At 72.2% G+C, this 5623-nt stretch carries 6 protein-coding genes; 3 read left to right on the top strand and 3 right to left on the bottom strand.

Annotated features, from left to right (window positions below; genetic code table 11):
- Window positions 1-66 precede the first annotated feature (66 nt).
- The 3 genes from urtB to FOE67_RS14870 form a co-directional block, all read right to left on the bottom strand.
- Entirely contained in the window at window positions 67-963 is an 897-nt protein-coding gene (gene urtB / locus FOE67_RS14880) for an urea ABC transporter permease subunit UrtB (RefSeq protein WP_182664455.1), read from the bottom strand.
- Window positions 964-993: 30 nt separating this feature from the next.
- Complete coding sequence (gene urtA, locus FOE67_RS14875) at window positions 994-2238, bottom strand: urea ABC transporter substrate-binding protein (RefSeq protein WP_182664453.1); 1245 nt, start codon at window positions 2236-2238, stop codon at window positions 994-996.
- Window positions 2239-2532: 294 nt separating this feature from the next.
- Window positions 2533-3681: a substrate-binding domain-containing protein gene (locus FOE67_RS14870; protein ID WP_182664451.1), complete on the bottom strand. Its 1149-nt coding sequence runs from the start codon at window positions 3679-3681 to the stop codon at window positions 2533-2535.
- A 54-nt stretch (window positions 3682-3735) separates the two neighbouring features.
- On the opposite strand from FOE67_RS14870, the gene FOE67_RS14865 reads away from it, so the two are divergent.
- The 3 genes from FOE67_RS14865 to FOE67_RS14855 all read left to right on the top strand — a co-directional run bounded on the left by FOE67_RS14865 (window position 3736) and on the right by FOE67_RS14855 (window position 5435).
- Window positions 3736-4239 carry a MarR family winged helix-turn-helix transcriptional regulator gene (locus tag FOE67_RS14865; protein ID WP_182664449.1) on the top strand — a complete coding sequence of 168 codons (504 nt, stop codon included), beginning with the start codon at window positions 3736-3738 and terminating at the stop codon, window positions 4237-4239.
- 186 nt (window positions 4240-4425) lie between these two features.
- On the top strand, window positions 4426-4773 hold the full coding sequence (locus FOE67_RS14860) for a hypothetical protein (RefSeq protein WP_182664447.1): 348 nt from the start codon (window positions 4426-4428) through the stop codon (window positions 4771-4773).
- Window positions 4773-5435, top strand: a complete 663-nt coding sequence (locus FOE67_RS14855) for a LysM peptidoglycan-binding domain-containing protein (protein WP_182664445.1) — start codon at window positions 4773-4775, stop codon at window positions 5433-5435. The genes FOE67_RS14860 and FOE67_RS14855 overlap by 1 nt, the downstream gene beginning before the upstream one ends.
- Window positions 5436-5623 lie beyond the last annotated feature (188 nt).

Genomic DNA, 5623 nt, shown 5'->3' with positions numbered 1-5623 from the left:
GTGCGGCGGTGCCGGGAGCGGGGGCGGGAGATGTCGTTCCCGCCGCGCGGACGATGGTGGGAGGGGTCATACCAGGCTCCGGGTGCGGAGGGTGTACATGCCTTGGGGTCGCCACCGGAGGAAGGCGACGATGGCGACCAGCACGGTCACCTTGGCGACGCTGACGGTGGTCGAGTACTCCAGGACGGCCTGGAGCACTCCCAGGACCAGGGCCGCGATGACGGCGCCGCGCAACCGACCGATGCCGCCGACGACGATCACCAGGAAGGCGTCGATGATGATGTTGGTGCCCATCGTCGGGCCGATCGGCCCGACCAGGGTCAGTGCCACCCCCGCCACCCCCGCCAGGCCGGATCCGATGAGGAAGGTGGTGCGGTCCACCCGGCCGGTGGGAATGCCCGAGGCCTCGGCCAGTTCCCGGTGTTGCACCACCGCCCGGATGCGGCGACCGGTCGCGGTCATCCGCAACCCCGCGGCGAGGGCCACCACGGCGATGACCGCGAGGAGCAGGATGAAAAGACGGCTGTGGGCCAGGGTCAGCGGGTGGTCGCCCCCGACGAGGACGATGTGTCCGGTCAGCCAATCGGGGGCGCTCACCTGCACGTTGGGCGCGCCGAAGAGGTCACGGGCCGCCTGCTGGAGCAGGAGCGAGACGCCCCAGGTGGCCAGCAGGGTGTCCAGGGGCCGGGCGTACAGTCGGCGGATCAGCAGCCACTCCAGCAGCGCCCCCATCGCACCGGCCACCGCGAAGGCGATCGGCAGGGACACCAGCAGGGAGACGCCCGCCCCGCCGATCACCGTCTGCAGGAGGTAGGCGGTGTAGGCACCGGCCATGATGAACTCGCCGTGCGCCATGTTGATGACGCCCATCTGGCCGAAGGTCAGCGACAGACCGAGCGCGATGAGCAGCAGCACCGCGCCGATGCCGACGCCGGTGAAGGTCTGGTTCAGGATGACGGTCACGGTTCTCGCCCGTTCTCGTGGCGGCCCGACTCAGGACAGGCCCTCGGCCCAGTCGTAGCCGGTGAGGTAGGGGTCCGGGGCGATGGGGCCGTCGGAGCTCCACACCTCGGTGATCACCCCGTCGGCGCCGATGCGGCCGATGCGGCTGGTCTTGTGGAGGTGCTGGGTTTCCCCGTCCACCGTGACCGGTCCCTCGGGCGCGTCCAGGGTGATGCCGTCGGCGGCCGCCCGCACGTCGGCCGTGTCGAAGCTGCCGGCCTTCTCGACCATGGCCTTCCACAGGTGGACCGAGGTGTAGGCGGCCTCCATCGGGTCCGAGGTGGGCTTGTCCTCGCCGTACTTCGCCCGATAGGCGGCGACGAACCGCTCGTTCGCCTCACCCTCGGTGGTCTGGTAGTAGTTCCAGGAGGTGAGCTGTCCCTCCAGGTAGCGGGCGCCGATGCTCCCGACCTCCTCCTCGGCGATGGAGACCGAGACCACCGGCATGGTGTCGGCGTCCAGCCCCGCCGAGGTGTACTCCTTGAAGAAGGCCACGTTGCTGTCGCCGTTGAGGGTGTTGAAGACGGCGTCGGCACCCGAGGACTCCACCTTGTTGGCGATGGTGGCGAACTCCGTGGAGCCCAGGGGCGCGTAGTCCTCGCCGAGGATCTCGACGTCGTGGGCCTCCGCCCAGGCCCGGATGATCTTGTTGGCGGTACGCGGGAAGACGTAGTCGCTGCCGACCAGGTAGAGCGAACCGGCCCCCTCCTCGCGCAGGTAGTCCAGGGCGGGGACGATCTGCTGGTTGGTGGTCGCCCCGGTGTAGAAGATGTTCGGGGACTGTTCCAGGCCCTCGTACTGCACGGGGTAGAACAACAGCGAGTCGTGCTGCTCGAAGACCGGGAGCACCGCTTTGCGGCTCGCCGAGGTCCAGCAGCCGAAGACGGCCGCGACGCCGTCGCTCACGATGAGCTTCTCGGACTTCTCCGCGAAGGTGGGCCAATCGGAGGCGCCGTCCTCGCTGATGGGCTCGACACGGCGGCCGAGTACACCGCCGTCGGCGTTGATCTCCTCGATGGCCAGCAGCAGGGCGTCGCGCACGGTGACCTCGCTGATGGCCATGGTGCCGGAGAGGGAGTTGAGCAGGCCGACCTTGACGGTGTCCTCCGAGACATCGGCCCGGGTTCCGGCTCCTGCGGGCTCCTCACCGGTGCGGGCCCCGCAGGCGGTGAGGGCGACGGCGGTGGCGAGGGCCACGACGGCGGCGGTGAGACGGTGTCCGCGGGCTGTGGTCATCGGTTTCCTCCCGGTTCCCCGGTATCGGGGCGTGGACGAACGTGAACGGACCCGCGTCGGGGGCGGGCGCGGGGAGACGTGGCGGCACGGGGCGAGCAGGGACGGGTGGCACGGCCCCGATCGGATCGGACCGCCGGCCGGGCACCCGGGACGGGGTCCGAACAGCCGCCCGCGCGGCGGCCTTTGGGCACGTGTGGAGCGGAGCCGCGTCGTCCCGCCCGGGAACGCCCCACAGCTTCGGAGGGTGCTGTTTCCCCGGCATTTCACCGGCATGAATACTTCCGTTCGGAAGTATCACCGGTGGTGACGGGGCGTCCGATCCAGTTCGACGAGCACGGAGAAGTCGAGTCCGTCGGCCTCGGAGAGGTAGATGCGCTGGCGGACATGGCGTCCGGTCAGGCCCAGCACTCCCCTGGCCCCCTCCCACCGCACACCGCCCGCGGCGGTCACCCCCTCGATCGCCGGGACCTCCGGCGACCCGGCGCGGGCGATGAGTTCCGCCAGCAACAACACGCCCTCGTAGCAGGATTGCCCCGGACTGCCCGGCACGGGGGCGGTGGGACCGTGCCGGGCCGCGTAGCGGGCGTGGAAGTCCAGCGTGTCGGCGGTGGCCAGGGTCCCGAAGAAGCCGGCGGTGCTGTAAAGCCCCCGGGAGGCGTCCGCTCCTCCCGCCACCAGCATGTTCTCGTCCATCAGAGTGCTCAGCCGCAGGGCCCCCGCGTCGAGGCCGCGGGCGGCGAAGGCCCGGTTGAAACAGACCGCGTCGCTGCCGACCAACAACATCAGCACGGCGTCCGCGTCACCGCGTTCGATGTCGTCGAGGGCCCGCTCCATCTCCGGGGAGCCGTGCGCGGCCCCCAGCGGCAGGTAGCTCTCGCCGCGGACCACCCCGCCGGTGGCACGGGCGTAGAGGCGGGCCGCCCGGGCCGTGCGGCGCGGCCAGACGTAGTCGTTTCCCACCACGTGCCACCGGCGGACCCGGCGCTCCCCCGCGAGCCACCGCATGGCGGGGGCGAGTTGGCCGTCGGGGGTCTCACCGACCAGGTAGACGCCCTCGGTGTTCTCACCACCCTCGTACAGCGCGGTGTAGACGTAGGGAACCCGCCCCGCCAGACGGGGGGCCAGGGCCCGGCGGACCGAGGAGATGTGCCAGCCGGTGACCCCCCGCACCGTGCCGGCGACGACCATGGCCTCCACCTCGTCCGCCACCCGGGACGGCGGCGCGCCGCCGTCCACCGGGATCAGTCGCACCTCGCGTCCCAGGACCCCGCCCGCCGCGTTGACCTCCTGGGCGGCCAGGACCGCGCACAGTTCGCACGCGGGCCCCAGAAGGCCCGCCGGTCCCCGGGCCGGCACCACCAGGGCGATGTCCAGGGTTTCGGCGAGGGGAGGGGGCGGTCCGGCGGCAAGCCGCCGGCCGGGGTACCGGGCCGGGGTGACCATCGACCTATGATTTCCTGTTCACAGGATGGTTGTCCCGCCGGCCCGAGGAGCGAGATGCCCGACGTGACCCGCCGCGACCCCGGCCCCGCCGCGCTCCGGACGCCCTCCTCCGCCGGCCGCCCCGCCCACACCGTCGAACTGTTGACCCGTGCCGAACGGCTGACCGAACGACTGGTGCGGGAGGCACTCGCGGGAACGGGCTGCTCCCCCGAGGCGTGGCGGGTGTTGGTACTGCTCTCCGACGGCGAGGGGCACCGGATGACGGCGGTGGCCGAGCACGCCCTGCTGCCGCCGCCCACCGCCACCCGCCTGGTGGACCATCTGGTGGACGAGGGGTTGGTGCACCGTCGGGTCGATCCGATGGATCGCCGACGGGTCCTGGCCCACGCGACCCCCCGCGGCATGGAGCGCGCCGGGGAGGTGTCCGACCGGGTCCGGACCCGCTGGGAGGCCCTGCCCGACCAGGGGGACGACACGCTCCTCCGCCTCCTCCTGACACGGTTGGTCGCCGGTCTGGAAGCCGTCGATTCGGGTGATTCCGACACTCTTTCGCGGTAGTCCGCCCTCCTTCCGGGCATGGGCGCCGGCCTCTCGGGGCACGGACGCCGACACCGGAAATCCGGATACACCCCCCGGATGGCCGGAATCCCGGCATACCGGACAGTCGGCACCCGGGGTGGTACCGGTCGACGGCGTGCGCCCGACGGCCCCGTGCCACCGCGCGCCGCGCACGAAGGAGGAGCGTTGCCCGAGACCACCCGACGGGGATTCCTCGGTCTGGCCGCCGCCACCGCGGGAGCCGCCGTCGCCCTGCCCGTCCTCGCCGCCCCCGGAGCCCTCGCGGCCGGGTCCGCCTCCCCCTCCCCTCCGGGAACGGAGGCGGTCGGCGCCGGGGCCCCGCCGCCCTCGGCCGGAACACAGAGCCCGGGGGCCGGGGTCGTCACCCGGGCCGACCACCCCAACGCCGAGTTCGCGCCGGACGGCTGGCCCGGTGACCATCCCGAGCCGCTCAACGCCGCGGTCTCCTGCTCCCTGCCCGAGGGCTTCGAAGCCGAGGGCTTCGACACCGACGGCGGGGAGGTGCTCGACTGATGGCGGTCTTCGTCACCCGCGCGCAGTGGGGCGCCCGACAACCCACCGGACGCAGCACACAGATCACCCCCGAGCGCGGTGGGGTGACCATCCACCACGTGGGCGGCTCGCGGATCGCCCGCGCCTCCCACTCCGACTGCGCCGCGCAGGTGCGCGGCATCCAGCGTCAGCACATGGACGGCAACGGCTGGGCGGACATCGCCTACAGCCACCTGACCTGTGTGCACGGCTACGTCTTCGAGGGACGCGGCGAGGGGGTGCGCACCGCGGCCAACGGCACCAACACCGCCAATCAGAACTGGTACGCCGTCTGCGGATTGGTCGGCGGATCCTCCTCCTCCTACGACACCATCACCGCGAACCTGCTGGACGCCTTCCGCACCGCCATCGCACGGCTGCGGAGTCAGGGGGGCGCCGCCCGGGCGATCAACGGCCACCGCAACCAGTTGGCCACCGAGTGCCCCGGGAACCTCTACCGGTACGTGCAGGACGGCTCCCTGGAACCGCCCGGCGGCCGGACCCACACCGTCCGGGAGGGCGAGACCCTGTACTCCATCGGCAGGCGGTACGGCGTTCCCTGGCAGCGGATCGCCGAGGCGAACGGCATCACCTCGCCGTACACCATCTTCGTCGGTCAGGTGCTGGTCATCCCGGATTCCTGAGTCCCGGCACCGATCCCACCGGGGTACCGCCCCACCGGCCACGACTCCCGGTGGGGGGCTCCCCGGTGGGATCGACTCAGCCGAGGTCCGCGGCGATCGCCCTGCCCGCCACCCGGCCGGAGAACAGACAGCCGCCCAGGAAGGTGCCCTCCAGCGCCCGGTAGCCGTGCATCCCCCCGCCCCCGAAC

It is taken from the genome of Streptomyces calidiresistens (assembly GCF_014141525.1).
GTDB classification, from domain to species: Bacteria; Actinomycetota; Actinomycetes; order Streptomycetales; family Streptomycetaceae; genus Streptomyces; species Streptomyces calidiresistens.
The sequence above is the reverse complement of the archived record's forward strand: the minus strand, read 5'-3'. Positions and strand labels throughout refer to the sequence as shown.

Excerpts from the sequence above, each read along its gene's own strand:
- urtA (WP_182664453.1), bottom strand. The coding sequence starts at position 2,238 with ATGACCACAGCCCGCGGACACCGTCTCACCGCCGCCGTCGTGGCCCTC.
- FOE67_RS14870 (WP_182664451.1), bottom strand. The coding sequence starts at position 3,681 with ATGGTCACCCCGGCCCGGTACCCCGGCCGGCGGCTTGCCGCCGGACCG.
- FOE67_RS14865 (WP_182664449.1), top strand. The coding sequence starts at position 3,736 with ATGCCCGACGTGACCCGCCGCGACCCCGGCCCCGCCGCGCTCCGGACG.
- FOE67_RS14855 (WP_182664445.1), top strand. The coding sequence starts at position 4,773 with ATGGCGGTCTTCGTCACCCGCGCGCAGTGGGGCGCCCGACAACCCACC.